Annotated in this window: 16 protein-coding genes and 1 riboswitch; of the genes, 3 read left to right on the forward strand and 13 right to left on the reverse strand. The window is 59.9% G+C overall.

The window, feature by feature from the left end; genetic code table 11:
- Positions 1-82: 82 nt before the first annotated feature.
- From secA to AC2FFD_RS12335, 3 genes are all read left to right on the forward strand, one after another.
- Positions 83-2,800 carry a preprotein translocase subunit SecA gene (gene secA / locus AC2FFD_RS12325; RefSeq protein ID WP_496873183.1) on the forward strand — a complete coding sequence of 906 codons (2,718 nt, stop codon included), beginning with the start codon at positions 83-85 and terminating at the stop codon, positions 2,798-2,800.
- A 99-nt stretch (positions 2,801-2,899) separates the two neighbouring features.
- Positions 2,900-3,817, forward strand: coding sequence for a hypothetical protein (locus AC2FFD_RS12330; RefSeq protein ID WP_496873184.1), 918 nt, complete (start codon positions 2,900-2,902; stop codon positions 3,815-3,817).
- A gap of 24 nt (positions 3,818-3,841) precedes the next feature.
- Positions 3,842-5,398 (forward strand): phosphate ABC transporter substrate-binding/OmpA family protein, encoded by a 1,557-nt coding sequence (locus tag AC2FFD_RS12335; RefSeq protein ID WP_496873185.1) that lies wholly within the window; start codon positions 3,842-3,844, stop codon positions 5,396-5,398.
- A gap of 3 nt (positions 5,399-5,401) precedes the next feature.
- On the opposite strand, the gene radC is transcribed toward AC2FFD_RS12335, so the two are convergent.
- From radC to AC2FFD_RS12400, 13 genes are all read right to left on the reverse strand, one after another.
- Positions 5,402-6,157, reverse strand: a complete 756-nt coding sequence (radC, locus tag AC2FFD_RS12340) for a RadC family protein (RefSeq protein WP_152459563.1) — start codon at positions 6,155-6,157, stop codon at positions 5,402-5,404.
- A gap of 35 nt (positions 6,158-6,192) precedes the next feature.
- Positions 6,193-6,927 (reverse strand): ABC transporter permease, encoded by a 735-nt coding sequence (locus AC2FFD_RS12345; protein WP_425079435.1) that lies wholly within the window; start codon positions 6,925-6,927, stop codon positions 6,193-6,195.
- A complete protein-coding gene (locus AC2FFD_RS12350; RefSeq protein ID WP_496873186.1) occupies positions 6,924-7,652 on the reverse strand; it encodes an ABC transporter ATP-binding protein in 729 nt (242 codons plus the stop codon). Before AC2FFD_RS12350 ends, AC2FFD_RS12345 begins: the two co-directional genes overlap by 4 nt.
- Positions 7,649-8,323: a thiaminase II gene (gene tenA / locus AC2FFD_RS12355; RefSeq protein ID WP_496873187.1), complete on the reverse strand. Its 675-nt coding sequence runs from the start codon at positions 8,321-8,323 to the stop codon at positions 7,649-7,651. Before tenA ends, AC2FFD_RS12350 begins: the two co-directional genes overlap by 4 nt.
- Positions 8,320-9,255, reverse strand: a complete 936-nt coding sequence (locus tag AC2FFD_RS12360) for an ABC transporter substrate-binding protein (protein ID WP_170345786.1) — start codon at positions 9,253-9,255, stop codon at positions 8,320-8,322. Before AC2FFD_RS12360 ends, tenA begins: the two co-directional genes overlap by 4 nt.
- A gap of 20 nt (positions 9,256-9,275) precedes the next feature.
- Positions 9,276-10,241: a HesA/MoeB/ThiF family protein gene (locus AC2FFD_RS12365; RefSeq protein WP_496873188.1), complete on the reverse strand. Its 966-nt coding sequence runs from the start codon at positions 10,239-10,241 to the stop codon at positions 9,276-9,278.
- Entirely contained in the window at positions 10,238-10,834 is a 597-nt protein-coding gene (locus AC2FFD_RS12370; protein ID WP_425079439.1) for a thiamine phosphate synthase, read from the reverse strand. The genes AC2FFD_RS12365 and AC2FFD_RS12370 overlap by 4 nt, the downstream gene beginning before the upstream one ends.
- Positions 10,831-11,595 carry a thiazole synthase gene (locus tag AC2FFD_RS12375; RefSeq protein WP_425079440.1) on the reverse strand — a complete coding sequence of 255 codons (765 nt, stop codon included), beginning with the start codon at positions 11,593-11,595 and terminating at the stop codon, positions 10,831-10,833. The genes AC2FFD_RS12370 and AC2FFD_RS12375 overlap by 4 nt, the downstream gene beginning before the upstream one ends.
- A 2-nt stretch (positions 11,596-11,597) precedes the next feature.
- Positions 11,598-11,792: a sulfur carrier protein ThiS gene (thiS, locus tag AC2FFD_RS12380; protein WP_496873189.1), complete on the reverse strand. Its 195-nt coding sequence runs from the start codon at positions 11,790-11,792 to the stop codon at positions 11,598-11,600.
- Positions 11,776-12,753 carry a glycine oxidase ThiO gene (thiO, locus tag AC2FFD_RS12385; RefSeq protein WP_170345791.1) on the reverse strand — a complete coding sequence of 326 codons (978 nt, stop codon included), beginning with the start codon at positions 12,751-12,753 and terminating at the stop codon, positions 11,776-11,778. The genes thiS and thiO overlap by 17 nt, the downstream gene beginning before the upstream one ends.
- Positions 12,750-13,553, reverse strand: coding sequence for a bifunctional hydroxymethylpyrimidine kinase/phosphomethylpyrimidine kinase (thiD, locus tag AC2FFD_RS12390; RefSeq protein ID WP_496873190.1), 804 nt, complete (start codon positions 13,551-13,553; stop codon positions 12,750-12,752). The genes thiO and thiD overlap by 4 nt, the downstream gene beginning before the upstream one ends.
- Positions 13,554-13,597: 44 nt before the next feature.
- Positions 13,598-13,703, reverse strand: a riboswitch (TPP riboswitch).
- 248 nt (positions 13,704-13,951) lie between these two features.
- On the reverse strand, positions 13,952-15,100 hold the full coding sequence (gene dnaJ / locus AC2FFD_RS12395) for a molecular chaperone DnaJ (protein ID WP_152459574.1): 1,149 nt from the start codon (positions 15,098-15,100) through the stop codon (positions 13,952-13,954).
- A 3-nt stretch (positions 15,101-15,103) separates the two neighbouring features.
- Positions 15,104-15,730: an FkbM family methyltransferase gene (locus AC2FFD_RS12400; RefSeq protein ID WP_496873191.1), complete on the reverse strand. Its 627-nt coding sequence runs from the start codon at positions 15,728-15,730 to the stop codon at positions 15,104-15,106.
- Positions 15,731-15,823 lie beyond the last annotated feature (93 nt).

Below are 15,823 nucleotides of genomic sequence, written 5' to 3' on the forward strand. Positions count from 1 at the left end.
TTCACCCCCCGTATCTATGGGTTGCGCGCAAGGTGGGCAAGCCTGTCGCAACCACGAAAAGAACAGATCCTCTGGAGTGAACATGCTGGGACTCGGAACGCTCGCCAAAAAGGTGTTCGGAACACCGAACGACCGCAAGATCAAGGCGACCCGCCCTCTGGTCGAAAAGATCAATGCGCTGGAACCAGAGTTTGAAAAGCTTTCAGATCAAGGTCTGATCGACAAGACCGAAGACCTGCGCAAGCGCGCACTGGATGGCGAAAGCCTGGACGACCTGCTGCCCGAGGCCTTTGCCAACGTACGCGAGGGCGCCAAGCGCGCACTTGGCCTGCGGGCCTTTGACGTGCAGCTGATGGGCGGCATTTTCCTGCATCAGGGCAACATCTCGGAAATGAAGACGGGCGAAGGCAAGACTCTGGTCGCCACCTTCCCGGCCTATTTGAACGCGCTGACCGGCAAGGGCGTGCATGTCGTCACGGTGAACGAATACCTGGCCAAACGTGACGCGGAATGGATGGGCAAGGTGTTTGCGGCCGTAGGCATGACCACTGGTGTGATCTGGTCCGGCCAGCCCGACGCGGAAAAACTGGCAGCGTATTCCTGTGACATCACGTATGCCACCAACAATGAGCTGGGCTTCGACTATCTGCGCGACAACATGAAGGCGGATCTGGAGCAGGTTTACCAGAAACATCACAACTTTGCGATCGTGGACGAGGTCGACTCGATCCTGATCGATGAAGCGCGGACGCCGCTGATCATCTCGGGTCCTGCGCAGGATCGGTCTGACCTGTACACCGCGATTGATGCCCTGATCCCGACGCTGAGCGAAGATCATTACACCCTGGACGAAAAATCGCGCAATGTGACCTTCACCGATGAAGGCAACGAATTTCTTGAGGCACAGTTGCTTCAGGCCGGCCTGATTCCCGAAGGCCATTCCCTGTATGATCCGGAAAGCACCACCGTCGTGCATCACGTCAATCAGGCGCTGCGTGCACACAAGCTGTTCCAGCGCGACAAGGATTACATCGTGCGCGACGGCAATGTCGTTCTGATCGATGAATTCACCGGCCGCATGATGCCGGGCCGTCGCCTGTCCGAAGGTCTGCATCAGGCGATCGAAGCCAAGGAAAAGGTTCAGATCCAGCCGGAAAACGTCACATTGGCCAGCGTGACATTCCAGAACTATTTCCGCCTGTATGACAAACTGAGCGGCATGACCGGCACCGCGCTGACCGAAGCCGAAGAATTTGCCGAGATCTACGGTCTGGGCGTGGTCGAAGTTCCGACCAATCTGCCGATTGCCCGTATCGACGAAGATGATCAGGTCTATCGTACGGCCGCCGAAAAATACAACGCGATGATCGCCGAGACGAAAAAGGCGCAGGAGAAGGGCCAGCCGGTTCTGCTGGGGACCACGTCGATCGAAAAATCCGAACTGCTCAGCCAGATGCTGACCAAGGAAGGTATCAAGCACAACGTTCTGAACGCCCGCCAGCACGAACAAGAGGCTCAGATCGTTGCTGATGCCGGTCGTCTGGGTGCAGTAACCATCGCCACCAACATGGCCGGTCGCGGCACCGACATTCAGCTTGGCGGCAATGTAGATATGAAGGTGATGAAAGCGATTGCCGAGAATCCAGACGCGGATCCATCTGAACTGCGGGCCGCCGAAGAAGCACGCCACGCCGAGGAAAAAGAAAAGGTTCTGGCTGCTGGCGGCCTTTACGTCATGGCATCCGAACGCCACGAAAGCCGTCGAATCGACAACCAGCTGCGCGGTCGTTCCGGCCGTCAGGGCGATCCGGGCCGAACGGTGTTTTACCTGAGCCTCGAGGATGACCTGATGCGCATCTTCGGCTCGGAACGGCTGGACAAGGTATTGACCACGCTAGGCATGAAGGAAGGCGAAGCGATCATTCACCCCTGGGTGAACAAATCGCTGGAACGCGCGCAATCCAAGGTCGAAGGCCGCAACTTTGACATGCGCAAGAACGTTCTGAAGTTCGACGACGTGATGAACGACCAGCGGAAGGTGATCTTCAGCCAGCGCCGCGAAATCATGTCTGCGAACGACCTGTCCGAGATCGTCTCGGATATGCGCGAACAGGTGATTGACGACCTGATTGACGAATACATGCCGCCGAAATCCTATGCGGATCAGTGGGATACCGAGGGCCTGCACGAGGCGATAAAGGACAAGCTGAACATGGACGTCCCGGTTCAGGACTGGGCCGCCGAAGAAGGCGTGGATGACGAGCAGGTGCGCGAACGTCTGATCAAGGCTGCGGATGAGATGATGGCGCAGAAGGCCGTCGCCTTTGGCCCTGAAAACATGCGCAACATCGAAAAGCAGGTTCTGCTTCAGACCATCGACAGCAAATGGCGCGAGCATCTGCTGACCCTGGAACATCTGCGCTCGGTCGTTGGGTTCCGCGGTTATGCCCAGCGCGATCCGCTGAACGAATACAAGAACGAAAGCTTCCAGCTGTTCGAAAGCATGCTGGATTCCCTGCGCGAAACCGTGACACAGCAATTGTCACGCGTACGTCCGCTGACCGAAGAAGAGCAGAAAGAAATGCTGGCGCAGATGGCAGGGCAGCAGGCGCAGGCGCAGGAGGCCGTGGACAAGGCCGCGAAACAGGCCGAAGCCAAGGCAGAGGCTGCGGCCTCGGGCGATGCGCTTCCCGGGTTCGACGAAAGCGATCCATCGACCTGGGGGAACCCGTCGCGAAATGATCCCTGCCCGTGTGGCTCGGGCAAGAAGTTCAAACACTGCCATGGCCGACTGACCTAACGTCACCCGCCGAATCCACAATGTGTTCGTCTCGCGGCCACAAATTGGCCGCGATTCGTGGCGAATGTGCGATTTGCTCCTTCAACTGGGGAGGGTGTCTTGTTTGTAGTTCGAAACTACGTGACCATGTGCGGCACGGTCGCTTGTGCTTTGGGCATAGGCTACCTGATGCAGAACGGACCAACCGCGCAGCCGGCGAACGCGGGGGATAGTGTTGATGTTGCCTCGGCATCTCAGCAATCTTCGGTTTTGTCGGGGTTGGATGCTATCGTACTGACTTCGGCTCCGGCGTCTGACGCAGATTCCGGGGCGGCAGCGCCCGAACCCCGCGCGGTTCCGTCAGCCCCGAAAACGACGGATTGCAACATCAGCGCGCGCGCCGTTGCCGTCCCCGGCGCAATGGCACAGCTGTCGCTGCGGGCACCCTGCCACCGAAACGAACGCGTTGAAATTCATCACAGCGGCCTGACGGTCAGCCAGAGCACCGACGATTCCGGTGCCTTGGGCATGACCATCCCGGCACTGTCGGAATACGCGATTTTCCTGATTTCATTCGAAGATGAAACCGGTACGGTCGCCACCACTCACGTGACCGACATTGCCGAATATGACCGCGTCGTCCTGCAATGGCAGGGTGATACCGAGTTGCAGATTCACGCGCTGGAATTCGGGGCAAGCTATGGCAGCAGCGGCCATGTGTGGGATGAGTCCTCGGCAAATGGCGCAGGAGAGGTTCTGCGCCTGGGCCAGACGGGTCTGGGCAGTGCCAAGAATATCGAAGTCTATTCCTTTCCGACAGGCGCATCGGGCCGGTCCGGCACCATCGACCTGACGGTCGAAGCCGAAGTAACCGAAGCCAACTGCGGGCAAACGCTGAATGTGCAGGCGCTGGAACTTCTCTCGGATAGCCGCCTGCGGTCGCGCGACATGTCCCTGACCCTTCCGGATTGTTCGCAGGCCGGTGAGTTTCTGGTGTTGAATAATCTGCTCTCAGACCTGACAATTGCGGCAAAGTAATCCGCAGGCAGGCTCGACTCTCTTATGACTTTCTTTCGTGCGGCTGTGACCGCGCTGTTTACCGTTGCAGGTGCGACCTGTGCAATGGCGCAGGACATCACGCTGACGTCTCATGACGGCAAGGTCGAAGTAACAGGCAACCTGCTGGGCTTTGACGGCGAATTCTACCGCGTTGATACGCAGTTCGGTGAGTTGACCGTTGATGGTTCGGGCGTCACATGCGACGGACCTGCGTGCCCCAGCCTGACGGATTTCGTAGCCGAGTTGTGGTTTTCCGGATCGTCTGTCATGGCCGAAACGGTCCTGCCCGCCCTGATCATCGGGTTTGCGCGGCAGGAAGATCTGACCGCAACGCCTGCCCGCGTGGATTCGGACACCTTCGTCTATGAACTTTTTCAGTCAGGCCGTGACGCCCCGTTGGCGCGGTTCTACTTTGACGTTGGGACCACGGATCGTGGATTCGCCAAGCTGATCGAAGCCCAGACAGATATCGTGATGGCCCTGCGCGAAGTACGCGAGGCAGAGCGGGATGCAGCCGAAGCCGCGGGGCTGGGTGATTTGAAACGGGCCCGGCGATCCAGGGTTGTTGCATTGGACGCCATGGTTCCGGTGGTGGCGCCCGATAGTGTGATGCGTCAGATTTCGCTGGCCGATTTGGCGCGCATTCTGTCAGGTGAAGTGAAGAACTGGGTGGACCTGGGCGGGCCGGATGCTCCGATCGCCTTGCATGTGCCGGATCCGGGTTCGGGGCTGGCGCAGGCTGTCGAGGATCAGGTATTGAAGACCGCTGGTGTGGAACTGACCGATACCGCAATTCGTCATATTCGAACAAGCGACCTGACCAAGGCCGTGGCAAAAGACCCGTTTTCCATCGGAATCGCCAGCAAGGCGACAGCCGGCGATACCCGCGCCCTGCCGTTGACCGGAGGGTGTGGGCATCCGCTGGCCGCAACCCGTCAATCGATCAAGACCGAAGATTATCCGCTGAATCTGCCGATGTTCCTGTATCTGCCCGAACGCCGCCTGCCGCGGATCGCACGGCAGTTTCTGGCCTTTAGTCTAAGCCCCGGGGCCCAGATGGCCATTCGTGACGCAGGTTATGTGGATCAGTCGCCTGAAACCTTGCCGGTTGGCGTACAAGGCGACCGGCTTGCCAATGCCATCGCCACCGGAGGGCCCGAAGTTGGGCTGGACGAGCTTCAGCGCATGATCGAAACCCTGCGCCCGCTGTCGCGCCTGTCCCTGTCGGTTCGGTTCGAGCCCGGATCATCCCGTCCGGATGCGCAGTCACGCTCCAATATTCAGCAACTGGCACATATGCTTGACGCCGGAACACTGAAGGCACGCAAGCTGGTGTTTGCCGGCTTCAGCGACGGGGATGGCGGGGCCGCCACCAACGCCCGCATTGCCCTGCGGCGTGCACAGACCGTACGAAACGCGGTATTGGCTGCGGCCGAGACATCGATATCAGACAGTATCGAGGTGGTCGCGGAAGGGTTTGGCGAAGCAATGCCGATGGCCTGTGACGACACCGAATGGGGCCGCAAGGTCAACCGCCGGGTTGAAATCTGGGTGCAGTGAAGGTCACAGATACCCTTCGGAGCGAAAGCTCAACTCGGTCGATTTTCCAATGATCAGGTGGTCGTGAAGGGTCAGGCCCAATGCCGAACAGGCATCCTGAATACGGTTTGTCATGTCGATATCCGATTGCGAGGGCGTCGGATCACCCGACGGGTGGTTGTGCACCAGAATCAGGGCCGAGGCATTCAGTTCCAGCGCTCGTTTGGCAACCTCGCGCGGGTAAACCGGCACGTGATCCACGGTGCCCTTGGCCTGTTCCTCATCCGCGATCATTACGTTCTTGCGGTCCAGATAGAACACGCGAAACTGTTCGATCTCACGATGTGCCATGGTGGTGTGACAATAATCCAGCAGTGCATCCCAGCCCGAGATCACATGCCGCTGCATCACCCGGGCGCGCGCCATCCGATGGGCGCAGGCCTCAAGAATTTTCAGGTCGGTAACGACGGTATCGCCAACGCCCTTGATCTGGCGCAGTCGTTCCTCGGGCGCGGTCAGGACACGATTGAAATCACCAAAAGTGTCCATCAACGCCCGCGCCAGTGGCTTCACATCCTGCCGGGGAATGGACCGGAACAGAACCAGCTCCAGCAGTTCGTAATCCGGCATCGCCGCCGACCCGCCAGTCATGAACCGTTCGCGCAGCCGCTTGCGGTGGTCTTTTATGTAGGAGGGTAGCCGACCAGAGGGCAGCGGCTGCGCCGGCGCTTCGTCCGTATCAAACAGCATCGGGGCTTCGGCAAAGGCGTCCTGTGTCATGGGCTCACCCTCACCCAGAATCGGTTTCTGATTGGTTAATGCATCTCGCCCGCCATGCGTGCCGTGGCCCGACGGACAACCATGTGCAGAAGGATCGAGAACACACCCAGCGTCAGCATCGCGGCAAACATGAGATCGGTCTTGGCCCGCCCATTGGCCAGCAGCATCAGATAGCCCAGCCCCTGCGACGAGCCGACCCATTCACCGATCACTGCCCCAATCGGAGCATACACCGCCGCCAACCGCATCCCCGACGCCAGCGAGGGCAGCGCCGCCGGGATGCGGATATGCCACAATACGGCGCGCTTGCTGGCCTGCATCGTTCGGGCCAGATCCAGATATCCCGAAGGGGTGCGCATCAGCCCGTCGAAGAAAGACGAGGTGATGGGGAAATAGATGATCAGCACCGCCATGGCGACCTTGGACCAGAGCCCATAGCCCAGCCACAGCGTCAGCAACGGTGCCAATGCGAAAACCGGCAGAGCCTGCGTGAACACGAGCATCGGCTGCACCAGCACCCGCGCCGCCCGCGAATTTGCCAGTTGCAACGCGGTGACGACACCCAGCAGCGTCCCGCACGCCATACCGATCACCACTTCGATCGCGGTGATCCAGGTGTGCTCGGCGATCACCCAGCGGTTCTGCCACCAGGTTTCGGCCACGACGGCGGGTCCGGGCAGGATGAACTTAGGCAATCCGGTCAGGGTCACGATGCCCTGCCAAATCAGCAAGGCAAACAAAGTTGCGGCCAATGCAGAAAAATACCTCATGGCGCGCCCTCGCGGAGAAGACGCAGCAAGGCACCCTGGGTTTCCAGTGTCTCCAGATCATCCACGCGGCGCGGGGCCGGGGCCCGGGGCGGATCGCAGGGCGTCAATCCGTGCTGCGTCATCACCACGATGGATTGCCCCAAACGCGCAGCTTCCGCCGGATCATGGGTCACAAGAAGGACGGTGCGCCCGTTCAAAGCTTCGGCGGCCAGATCCTGCATGTCAGCGCGGGTGCGGGCATCGAGCGCCGAAAAGGGTTCGTCCAGCAAAACAACGGGACGATCTTCCATCAAGGTCCGGGCCAAAGCGACACGCTGGCGTTGCCCACCGGACAACGCGTTGGGCTTCTTGTTCATGTGATCCTGCAACCGCATACGTTTTATAAGGCGGTCGCGTCGATCAAGATCAACGGTTTCACCACGCAAACGCGCGCCCAGCGAGACATTCTGCGCGACGGTCGCCCAAGGCAACAGAAGATCATCCTGCGCCATGTATGAGACACGCTCGGATACCGGCAAGCCATCACTGGCCGTGATATGGCCAGCGAAGGCGGCCCCGGTCTCGAGCCCTGCAATCAACCTCAGAACCGTGGTTTTTCCCACGCCCGAACCGCCCAGCAGGCACGTCCACGCCCCGGCCCCAAGGGTCAGGGTCAGCGGCGCAAACAGGGTCGCGCCGTCGATCGTGGCAGTGCCGTTGATGGTCAGTTCGGGCGCAGGGGTCATGGCGTCAAACCCATCTGCCAGAAGTCAACCTCAAGCTCTGTCGCCTTGCGGAAGGTCTGGCACAGTCGATCCCAGCGTGGCGAACCCTGAAAATCAGCCCCAATACGTCGTGTTAGAGCCTGATCCAGCAACTCGCCGACCGCGACACATGCGCCTTGGTAATCTTCACCGGCATACGTGTCGATCCAGCCGCGATATGTCCCGGACGTTGCCTCGGCGGACAGCCGTGTACCGATCTCGCCATATCCCATGACGCAAGGAACAAGCGCCGCCAGCAGATCCAGAAGGTCTCCGCTGTAGCCTGCTTCCAGGACAAACCGGGTATAGGCCAGATTCTCGTGACGCTCTGGCGTTGCAAACAGCTCTGCCTGCGAGATGCCTTCTGCCGCGCAGAGACCGATATGCAGTTTCATCTCTTCGCTGATCAAACCGTTCACGGTTCGCGATGCGGCAAGCATTTCTTCATGCGTTTCCGATTTCACCACCGCCAGGGCCCACGCGCGGCTGAAGTGGATAAGGAACACATAATCCTGCCGCAGATAATGCAGAAACGCCTCGCGTGGCAGCGTTCCGTCTTTCATGCCCTCTACGAAGGCGTGGCGGGTATAATCCCGCCACGGCCCCGCCGCAGCATCACGCATCAGCGCGAAGGCTTTGCCATAGTTGCTCATTGCGCGGTCACGTCGATGGCGATGTCACTGACCGGAAGGACGCTGTCGATCATCCCGCTTTCGTTCAGGAAGGTTTCGAACCGGGCATAACGACCGGCATCAAAACCTGCCGGACGCAGTGCAAAGCGCGGCAGTGTATCGACCCAGGCGCGGGCATTCAACTCGTCCTGAAGTTCGGGCGAGGTGGCCGCGAAGATTTCCCAGCTTTTTTCCGGGTTGTTGACGATATATTGGGTCGCTTTTTCAGTCGCGGCGAGGAACCGGGCAATCTTGTCCTTGTCCATCGTATCCGGATTGGCGACATAGATCAGTTCGTCATAAGACGGAACGCCTTCTTCCTCGATATAGAAGCAGGTGCCGGGACGACCTTCGATATCCATCTGGTTCAGCTCAAAGTTGCGATATGCGCCAATGACCGCATCCACCTGACCGGTCATCAGCGACGGCGAGAGGGAAAAGTTGACGTTGATCAGCTCAACATCGCCCAGCGCAACATCATACTTGCCCAGAACGGTGCCAAGGATGGCTTCTTCGACCCCTGCAACCGAGAAGCCGATTTTTTTACCCTTGAGGTCGGCCGGCGACTTGATTGGCCCGTCTTCCAGCACCAGAAGGCAGTTCAGTGGCGTCGCAACCAACGTGCCGACACGCTTCAGTGGCAGGCCCTCGTGAATCTGCAAGTGCAATTGCGGCTGGTAAGACACCGCCAGATCGGCTTGGCCGGCAGCCACCAAACGGGGCGGGGCGGACGGGTCGGCGGGCGGAACGATCTCGACCTCAAGCCCCTGTTCGGCAAAATAGCCGTTTTCCTGCGCCACGATGATGGGACCATGATCAGGGTTGATGAACCAGTCCAGCAGGACGGTCATTTTGTCTTCGGCCCATGCCGGCGCGGCGGCCAGAAGGGCGATGGCTGTCATCAGCTTTTTCATGTCTCGCGTTTCCCTTTTCTTCACGAGGTTGAGGCCGCGACGAGGACAATCTCGCCCGGCCAATCTGGTTGAATCTGTTCGGCGGCACGCCATGCCCGTAAACCCGTGGCACAGCACAGAGCCAGCCTTTTTCCCTTGTTAGGGTCTATTTCGTGCAAATTATCCGGTGATACGCGCGTCGCGTTCGAATGGATGGGAACAGGGGCTTCCTGCGAACTGCGCAGTTCGATGATCTGATCCGTGTCCTTCAGCTGGCTTGTGGACAGAAAGCGAAAACAGTTGCCGGGCTCGGGTGCGTCATCAAAGCGAAACCCGGTGCTGCGCAAGGTTCTTGCGTCATATTGAACCAACTGCCCAAGGGGCGAGGGATCAAGCCCAAGGATCACGTTAAGCGCCATCTGCGCCTGCATCGCCCCGATCACGCCAACCACGGGACCCAGAACCCCGGCAGTGGCACAGCTGGCGCCACTGTCCGGCGCATCGGGAAAGACAGCGCGCAGCGATGGGCCCCCGCCGCAGAACCCGCCCACATAACCCGAAAGCCCCAGCACCGAGGCGCTGATCAAAGGCTTGCCCTGCGCCAGACACGTGTCCGACAGGATGTAGCTGGCCGCGTAGCTGTCAGCGCAATCCAGAATGATATCGGCTTGCGACACCGAACCAGGCGCATTTTCACTGGTCAGAGCCTGATTCAGACCGATGGCATAAGTTTCGCCATTCAGCGCGCGGCAGCGGGCGGCGACGGTTTCCGCCTTGGGTTGCCCGCAATCGGCCTCGGAGAAAAACGTTTGACGGTGCAGGTTCGACAGATCGACGGAATCACCGTCCATAATAGTCATTTGCCCCACCCCGGCCCCGGCCAAAAGCGGCAGGACCGGAGCAGCCAGACCGCCCGCACCGACGACCAGAACACGAGCCTCTGACAGACGTGCCTGCCCTTGTGCCCCAACTTCGGGCAGAAGCGTCTGGCGGGCATACCGGCTCATCGTGTGACCTCGATCCACGCGCGCACCCGTGCTTCGGGGTCGGAGTTCAGTGTGATATCCGTGACCGCCGAGACAATGTCCGCCCCGGCCTCCAGCACACCGGCCGCGCGCTCAACACTCATGCCGCCGATACCAACCAAGGGAATATCACCAACCCGCGCCTTCCATTCCGTTACGCGGGGCAGGCCCTGCTGATGCCATTTCATCTTTTTCAGAATGGTGGGGTAGACCGGTCCCAATGCCACGTAATCGGGATCCATGGCCAGTACACGCTCAAGCTCATCATCGTCATGGGTGGAAACACCCAGTTTCACACCCGCTTTTCGAATGGCTTTCAGGTCTGCATCGTCCAGATCTTCCTGCCCCAGATGAATCCAGTCGCAGCCCAGATCGATCGCGTGTTGCCAATAGTCATTGATCACCAGAACCGCCCCATGGTCGCGGCACAGATCGCGTGAGACGGCAATCTGGTCGCGCACCACATCATCCGGTTGATCCTTGATGCGCAGCTGCACCAGTTTGACACCCAGCGGCAGCATCCGACGCAGCCAGTCCGAGTGATCAAAGATCGGATAGAAACGGTCCAGCGTCATGACAGGAAAGCCTTTCCAACAACAGGAGTAGAGGGCTCAGCCATATCGCGCGGCTCGATCGGGTCGGCCTGATGGGCCAACTGCCCGGCAAGGGTTGCCTGCGCCATCGCCCTGGCCATCAGAACCGGATCTCCGGCACGGGCCACGGCGGTGTTGAGCAGAACCGCGTCATAACCCAGCTCCATCGCGCGGGCCGCGTGGCTGGGCAAACCGATTCCGGCATCCACCACCAGCGGAATGTCAGGAAATTCCGCCCGCATCGCACGCAGGGCGTATTCGTTGTTCAGCCCCTGTCCTGACCCGATCGGTGCGCCCCAGGGCATCAGTACCTCGCACCCCGCTTCCAGCAGGCGTTCCCCCACGATCAGGTCATCGGTGGTGTAGGGAAACACCTCAAACCCGTCCTCGGTCAGAATACGTGCGGCTTCGACCAGTTGGAAAACGTCCGGTTGCAGGCTGTCCGTGTGTCCGATGAGTTCCAGCTTGATCCAACGGGTCTCAAACACTTCGCGGGCCATATGGGCGGTCGTCACGGCCTCTTTCACCGTATGGCAACCGGCGGTGTTGGGCAGAATGCGTACACCCAGGTCGCGGATCATGTTCCAAAAGGTCTGACCCGCACCCGCTTCGCGCCGCAGGGATACAGTGGCAACGCCTGCACCGCTTTCGCGAAACGCCTGTTCCAGAATGGCCGGGCTTGGATATTGCGCCGTGCCCAGCATCAACGGGTTGGGCAGTTCAGTGCCGTAAAACGTCTTCATCTTCAGCCCCCCTGCATCGGTGCGACGACCTCGACCCGGTCACCTTCGGCCAGCTTGTGAGCGACGCGCAGGCTTGAGGGCACAAAATCTTCGTTCACGGCGGTGGCCACACGGCCCGAGAAACCGCATTCGTCCAACAATTCCGACAGGGTTTCGGCGCGTACCTCGCGCGCCTCGCCGTTAAGCACGATCTTCATCGACCATCTCCGAATGTGTGTTGTGCAGCGCCAGATCCGCAACACCCCGCGCCAGCGCCGGTGCCAGCAGATACCCGTGGCGATAGAGCCCGTTGGCATAGATCGTCCGACCCAAACGCCGGATACGCGGCAAGTTGTCAGGGAAGGCGGGGCGCAGATCGACGCCTATCTCCAAAACCTCGGCTTCGCCAAAAGCCGGGTTCACGGCATAGGCTGCGCTGAGCAGTTCCAGCATCGAACGGGCGGTGATGCGGCTGCTGTCCTCGGATTCGATCATGGTCGCACCCAACATATAGACGCCGTCGCCGCGCGGAACGATATAAAGCGGCATCCGCGGGTGCAGCAAACGAACCGGGCGCGTCAGTTCCACGTCAGGGCATCGTATGACCAGCATCTCGCCCTTCACGCCGCGCAGGTCATGCAGGTATTCGCGCGCGTGAAGACCACGGCAGTCAATGGCATTCTCCAACTGAGCGGGGGCCAGTTTCCGGTGGAACTCCACGCCCTGAGTTTGCAGTTGACGATACAGATCGCGCAGCGCCTGACGCGGATCGACATGGGCTTCGCGTTCGAAAAACAGGCCCTGGCCAAACCCTGCCAGATCAGGCTCTAATTCCGTTATTTCTGCCCGTTCGACCTTGGTGAACTCTTTTGTTCGACGCGCGAAGCGGCGCAGGTCCGGTACATCGCGGGCGCTTGCGACAACAAGCGTTCCCCGCTGGATCACCTTGGTGCGTTGAGCCCACCATTCGATCGCCGTCTGACCCAGGCGCAGCACCGGTTCTTCTGCGTTTTCATATTCGCACCACGGCGCCAGCATTCCCCCGGCCCACCACGAACACCCATGCGGGCCCGGTGGCCCGCCGGGGTCGTATATCTGCACCTTCGCACCGCGCGACACCAGTTCGCTGGCAACGGCAAGACCGGCAACCCCTGCCCCTATGACAGACCAAAGCGTCACGTGGGCCAAACCCGGTGGAAATGATGCACCGGGCCGTGCCCAGCGCCGACATTCAGCTCATCCGCGCGCGCGATGGCCCCTTGCAGATAGTCATGCGCCTGCGCAACCGCGTCCCTCAGGGTCAGCCCATTGGCCAAACCGGCAGTGATGGATGACGACAGGGTGCATCCTGTCCCATGGGTGTTTTTCGTATCCTGACGCGGGGCCTGAAACTCGGCCATGGCACCCGACGAATCGATCAGCAAATCGTGGCAGATATCACCTGACCCGTGCCCGCCTTTCATCACGACTGCACCCGCACCCAAGGCACACAATGCCCGGCCCTGTTCAGCCATCTGCTCACGCGTTTCTGCCGCTAGCATGTTCAGCAGGCACGCCGCCTCAGGCAGATTCGGCGTAAGAACCGTCGCCGTTGGCAACAACACATCGCGCAGCGTCCGGACCGCCTCTTGCGCCAACAGAGCGTCGCCGGATTTGGCGATCATGACCGGATCAAGAACCACGGGACCCTGGAACGCCGCCAGCCCCCTGGCGACCGTATGAATGATCTCAGGTGTGCCAAGCATGCCGATTTTGACGGCCTTAACGTCCAGATCGCTCAGAACCGCGTCAATTTGGGCGGAAATCACATCCAAGGGAATCCCATGCACCGCGGTAACAGCTTGCGTGTTCTGCGCGGTAACGGCGGTGACGACGCTTGCGCCAAAAACACCCAACGCCGACATTGCCTTCAGGTCAGCCTGAATGCCTGCGCCGCCGCCGCTGTCGGATCCTGCTATGGTCAGGGCAATTGCCGCCATGTCGTTGCTCCATCTTCTATGGGCAACGGAGTAGAGAAAACGTCTGTGTTCAAGAGACCGTTCCCTACGCCGGCATTGCCCGGATCAGGTTCGATGGGTTAACGCGGCTGCGTCTCTCAGCCCTGTCAAAGGGCACCCCAACGGTTGAGGCGGACAATCTCAGGGTCGAGGGCCGGAATCAAGTCTCAATTTTCCAGATGTATTGCCACTTTCAGCTTTCTGCTAAGGCCAAAACTGCATGTGACTGCATGTGTAAGACAGTGACATGCGAGGCTCTGCCTCGCGCTCCGGGATATTTTTGGCCAGATGAATACAGGACCCCTTGCTTCATCTGGCTGAAAATATCCCGGGGGAGTCGCCCGAAGGGCGGCGGGGGCAGCGCCCCCGTTCCCGGTCGTTCAGCCTTTCATACCGTCCCAGAAAGATTTGACGGACGAGAAAAAGCTTTTCGATTCCGGATGGTTATCTTCACCCAAATCGTCGAATTCCCGGAGCAGTTCTTTCTGGCGGCTGGTCAGGTTGACCGGGGTTTCCACGGCCAGTTCAATGAACATGTCACCCACGCCACCGCCGCGCAACGCAGGCATGCCTTTTCCGCGCAGGCGCATTTGCCGACCCGACTGGCTTCCGGCCGGAATCTGAACGCGGCCGCGACCGCCATCGATGGTCGGAACCTCGATCGATCCGCCCAGCGCCGCCTTGGCCATGCTGACCGGCACGCGGCAATAGAGGTTCACGCTGTCGCGTTCGAACAGTTTGTGCTCGGCCACTTCGACGAAAATGTACAGATCGCCCGGAGGGCCGCCACGCATTCCGGCCTCACCTTCGCCCGCCAGACGAATTCGCGTTCCGGTTTCGACACCAGCAGGAATGTTCACCGACAAAGCGCGGTCTTTTTCGACCCTGCCGGCCCCCTGACAGGATTTACAGGGGTTCTTGATGATCTGACCCAGTCCCGAACAGGTAGGGCAGGTCCGTTCCACCGTAAAGAAGCCCTGTTGTGCCCGCACTTTTCCCATGCCTGAACAGGTGGGGCAGGACGTGGGCTCAACGCCACCTTCAGCCCCGGTACCTTCGCAGGACGAACACGCCACAGCCGTTGGCACGTTGATGGTTTTTTGCAGGCCCGAGTAGGCCTCTTCCAGCGTCACACGCAGGTTGTAGCGCAGGTCCGAGCCGCGCGCGGCGCGACGCCCGCCGCCACCCCTTTGACCACCCATGAAATCACCGAACAGGTCGTCAAATACATCCGAAAATGCGCTGGAGAAGTCGCCTTGACCGCCAAAACCGCCACCGGGGCGGCCACCGCCGCCCATGCCGTTTTCAAATGCGGCATGGCCAAAGCGATCATAAGCTGCCTTCTTTTCGGCATCGCGCAGAACGTCGTAAGCCTCGTTGGCTTCCTTGAACTGCGCCTCGGCATCCGGGTTGTCCTTGTTGCGGTCAGGGTGCAGCTCTTTGGCTTTCCTGCGAAAACCCTTCTTGATCTCATCCGCCGAAGCGCCCTTGGACACGCCGAGCACTTCGTAATAGTCGCGCTTTGACATTTGTTATTCCTTCGTGCCGCCGGACGCGGCGCTTTCATTGAGCCTGTACACGCCGTTGGTGTTGTTTGCAAAACTGGCCACGTAACCTGCCTTATTCAAGACCTCGTCCAGCCCGTCGTCCGAATGCTTGATTTCCGTCAGCAGCACTTCGGGCCAAATCTCCCGCGGTGCGTCTTCGAAAAAAGCGCGCAATACGCGGGTTTCCTGGCCTTCGATATCCATTTTCATGGCATCAACCCTGGTCAGCCCGGCATCACGTGTCGCGTCCAGCAACGGAATCGCCTGAACGCACAGATCGCCCGACTCGGCAACTTTGGCATGATCCCGGTCTCCAAGGTTCGCGGATTCGAACCACACCTCACCGGGTTCGTCAGACAAGGCCTTGTCGCAATGGATGTCCTCACTGGCTTGATTGGCAGCCAGAGTGGTACCGAGGCGAGCCTTGTCGACCGGAGCCGGTTCAACCACAAGCGCTTTCAGGTTGCGTGCCAACTTCTGCGCAACTGATTTGACCCACAGGGTGTACAGCCCGACATTCGCACCGGCATCGACAAAGGCATAATCCCAAGGCTCTCGCCGAGAGGCCATGACTATCCTGCGAATTCCGGACGACATCCATTGACGTGGCATGCCCTCGGACCACCGGCGCAAGATTTCCATCCGATGTGAAAGAACGTAAGTGCCATATGGAGGTTTCGGAGACGCGTGCTGCATGGTGAAGAC

Source organism: Ruegeria sp. YTSC002 (assembly GCF_059609845.1).